This window comes from Kribbella sp. NPDC004875 (genome assembly GCF_042873375.1).
Classification (GTDB): domain Bacteria; phylum Actinomycetota; class Actinomycetes; order Propionibacteriales; family Kribbellaceae; genus Kribbella.
The window spans coordinates 1-3,640 of the sequence record NZ_JBIALI010000012.1 but is presented as its reverse complement, the minus strand read 5'-3'; the positions used below and the strand labels follow the sequence as shown (position 1 = coordinate 3,640).

At 55.9% G+C, this 3,640-nt stretch carries 1 rRNA gene and 1 other annotated feature (1 of these 2 cut by a window edge); the gene reads right to left on the bottom strand.

Annotated elements, in window-relative coordinates:
* Window positions 1–1,565, bottom strand: a sequence feature (mutual gap in cmsearch alignment for this rRNA model is longer than 100) (it extends 1,492 nt beyond the left edge of the window).
* Between the two features lie 477 nt (window positions 1,566–2,042).
* A 16S ribosomal RNA gene (locus ACFYRH_RS40240) occupies window positions 2,043–3,567 on the bottom strand.
* Between the last annotated feature and the right edge of the window lie 73 nt (window positions 3,568–3,640).

Genomic DNA, 3,640 nt, shown 5'->3' with positions numbered 1-3,640 from the left:
TCCTTAGCATCAGTAGGTTCGGTCGGGTCGTGTTAATGCCGGTACGGGAATATCAACCCGTTGTCCATCGACTACGCCTGTCGGCCTCGCCTTAGGTCCCGACTTACCCAGGGCAGATTAGCTTGACCCTGGAACCCTTGATCATCCGGCGGACGGGTTTCTCACCCGTCATTCGCTACTCATGCCTGCATTCTCACTCGTGCAGCATCCACAACTCCATCACTAGGCTGCTTCACACGCTGCACGACGCTCCCCTACCCATCCACACACCTGGACACAGACCAAAGCCTGTGCCGAGTACCTGTATGAATGCCACAGCTTCGGCGGATTGCTTGAGCCCCGCTACATTGTCGGCGCGGAATCACTTGACCAGTGAGCTATTACGCACTCTTTCAAGGGTGGCTGCTTCTAAGCCAACCTCCTGGTTGTCTGGGCAACTCCACATCCTTTTCCACTTAGCAATCGCTTAGGGGCCTTAGCTGGTGATCTGGGCTGTTTCCCTCTCGACTACGGAGCTTATCCCCCGCAGTCTCACTGCCGCGCTCTCACTTACCGGCATTCGGAGTTTGGCTGATTTCGGTAAGCCGGTAAGCCCCCTAGACCATCCAGTGCTCTACCTCCGGTAAGAAACACACGACGCTGCACCTATATGCATTTCGGGGAGAACCAGCTATCACGGAGTTTGATTGGCCTTTCACCCCTATCCACAGGTCATCCCCCAGGTTTTCAACCCTGGTGGGTTCGGTCCTCCACGCGGTCTTACCCGCGCTTCAACCTGCCCATGGATAGATCACTCCGCTTCGGGTCTAGAGCATGCGACTAAAACGCCCTATTCAGACTCGCTTTCGCTACGGCTACCCCACACGGGTTAACCTCGCCACACACCACTAACTCGCAGGCTCATTCTTCAAAAGGCACGCCGTCACACCCACAAAGTGAATGCTCCGACGGATTGTAGGCAACCGGTTTCAGGTACTATTTCACTCCCCTCCCGGGGTACTTTTCATCTTTCCCTCACGGTACTAGTCCGCTATCGGTCACCAAGAAGTATTTAGGCTTAGCGGGTGGTCCCGCCAGATTCACACGGGATTTCAAGAGTCCCGTGCTACTTGGGAAAACACTCGAGAGTCACTGTCTTACGCCTACAGGGCTATAACCCACTACGGCTCAACATTCCAGAAGATTCGACTTCAACAGTGATTGATAACTCTCCGACACCACGGCATTAATGTCAGAATGCTCCCACAACCCCATCTACGCAACGCACGCCGGCTATCACACGCACATGGTTTAGCCTCATCCGCTTTCGCTCGCCACTACTCACGGAATCACAATTGTTTTCTCTTCCTACGGGTACTGAGATGTTTCACTTCCCCGCGTTCCCTCCAGAACCCTATGTGTTCAGGCACTGGTAACTGGCTTTAGAATGCCAGCTGGGTTTCCCCATTCGGACATCCCCGGATCACAGCTCGGTTGCCAACTCCCCGGGGCTTATCGCAGGCTCCAACGTCCTTCATCGGCTCTTGGTGCCAAGACATCCACCGATTGCCCTTAGTAGCTTGTCACAAAACTAAAAGCAAAAATTACGCTACAAAGAGATGCTCGCGTCCACTATACAGTTCTCAAAATACGGGCAGGAACACCAACCCACATTCACCACTACCCAGTAGAAGAACACCCTGCAGGGAAACAAACCACCCACAAGACACCCAACACCAGAAGTTTGGTGAGAGCCGGCCCCAGCCACCCAACCAACCAGAAACCCAGTTGATCCGTGACCCTCGAAGAAACAGTCCACGACCCCCAGAACCAACGTCCTGTGAGCCGGGCCCGATTCCTCAGGACCCAACAGCGCGCCTCGGCAGTCCACTCGGCCCCATCCACGTTCCACGCTCACAAAATGAGCAGTACTAGCTTCAGCGACTCCGCTTCCCACCTAATGGTCAATGTTCCACATTCCGAAGCACCATCACCCCAAGAACACTCGCCTTGGAAAGTGATGACATGGACACTCACTAAGCGGAGTGCCAAGTGCTCCTTAGAAAGGAGGTGATCCAGCCGCACCTTCCGGTACGGCTACCTTGTTACGACTTCGTCCTAATCGCCAGCCCCACCTTCGACGGCTCCCTCCACAAGGGTTAGGCCACCGGCTTCGGGTGTTGCCGACTTTCATGACGTGACGGGCGGTGTGTACAAGGCCCGGGAACGTATTCACCGCAGCGTTGCTGATCTGCGATTACTAGCGACTCCGACTTCATGGGGTCGAGTTGCAGACCCCAATCCGAACTGAGACCGGCTTTTTGGGATTCGCTCCACCTTACAGTTTCGCAGCCCTTTGTACCGGCCATTGTAGCATGCGTGAAGCCCTGGACATAAGGGGCATGATGACTTGACGTCATCCCCACCTTCCTCCGAGTTGACCCCGGCAGTCTCCTATGAGTCCCCACCATCCCGAAGGACGTGCTGGCAACATAGGACGAGGGTTGCGCTCGTTGCGGGACTTAACCCAACATCTCACGACACGAGCTGACGACAGCCATGCACCACCTGTATAGGACCCTTACGGACCCCCCATCTCTGGAGGATTTCCCTATATGTCAAACCCAGGTAAGGTTCTTCGCGTTGCATCGAATTAATCCGCATGCTCCGCCGCTTGTGCGGGCCCCCGTCAATTCCTTTGAGTTTTAGCCTTGCGGCCGTACTCCCCAGGCGGGGCGCTTAATGCGTTAGCTGCGGCACGGAGGACGTGGAATGTCCCCCACACCTAGCGCCCAACGTTTACGGCGTGGACTACCAGGGTATCTAATCCTGTTCGCTACCCACGCTTTCGCTCCTCAGCGTCAGGTAAGGCCCAGAGAGCCGCCTTCGCCACCGGTGTTCTTCCTGATATCTGCGCATTCCACCGCTACACCAGGAGTTCCGCTCTCCCCTGCCTACCTCTAGTCTGCCCGTATCGGAAGCAGGCTCGGGGTTAAGCCCCGAGTTTTCACTCCCGACGTGACGAACCGCCTACGAGCCCTTTACGCCCAATAATTCCGGACAACGCTCGGACCCTACGTATTACCGCGGCTGCTGGCACGTAGTTGGCCGGTCCTTCTTCTGCAGGTACCGTCACTCTCGCTTCGTCCCTGCTGAAAGAGGTTTACAACCCGAAGGCCGTCATCCCTCACGCGGCGTTGCTGCGTCAGACTTTCGTCCATTGCGCAATATTCCCCACTGCTGCCTCCCGTAGGAGTCTGGGCCGTGTCTCAGTCCCAGTGTGGCCGGTCGCCCTCTCAGGCCGGCTACCCGTCGACGCCTTGGTAGGCCATTACCCCACCAACAAGCTGATAGGCCGCGAGCCCATCCCCAACCGCCAGAACTTTCAACCCCACACCATGAAGCGCGAAGTATTATCCGGTATTAGACCCCGTTTCCGAGGCTTATCCCAAAGTTGAGGGTAGGTTGCTCACGTGTTACTCACCCGTTCGCCGCTCGTGTACCCCCGAAGGGGCCTTACCGCTCGACTTGCATGTGTTAAGCACGCCGCCAGCGTTCGTCCTGAGCCAGGATCAAACTCTCCGTTGAAAAATATAGACAAACCAGCAAAGCTGGAGAGTCAACAACTAAAGTTGATCCTTTGAATCAGAAACAAAACCAA